1 protein-coding gene is annotated in these 412 nt (G+C 36.2%); it reads right to left on the bottom strand.

The features are described 5' to 3' along the window. Positions 1-3 precede the first annotated feature (3 nt). On the bottom strand, positions 4-342 hold the full coding sequence (locus tag ACT3RN_RS16165; RefSeq protein WP_192521079.1) for a hypothetical protein: 339 nt from the start codon (positions 340-342) through the stop codon (positions 4-6). Between the last annotated feature and the right edge of the window lie 70 nt (positions 343-412).

Here is a 412-nt window from a genome sequence, read left to right as displayed (position 1 = left end):
GGTTTATTTTAGCACTTTGTTGATATTTTCAATGAGCTTAGTCCAATTGCTTATCTCATCTTCTGTAAGGCTTGAAGCATCATTACTCTTACACCATTTAATAAAATGTTTGGCTAAGTCATATTTTGAAAAGTTGGGAACTTGTGATTGAAATATACTCACAATACCTCTTGTGGACTGCGAATCTGCTATCGACTTACAGTCGATTGAATATTCTGTTTCTACGATTCTAACAAGTGTATCTCTCAATAAGTCTTCTATCTCTGGAGAAGTAACGTTTTGACAGTAGTCTTTAGTTCGAAGGATGTTTTTATTACCTAACCCCAGTTCGGGATAAGCCACATTGTAACTCATTGATACTATTTACAATGTAGCCACCTGCCCTTGCTGAGGCATATTTTTGATGGTGGGT

Source organism: Psychrobacter sp. AOP5-GZ1-6, assembly GCF_052376345.1.
GTDB lineage: Bacteria > Pseudomonadota > Gammaproteobacteria > Pseudomonadales > Moraxellaceae > Psychrobacter.
The sequence above is the reverse complement of the archived record's forward strand: the minus strand, read 5'-3'. Positions and strand labels throughout refer to the sequence as shown.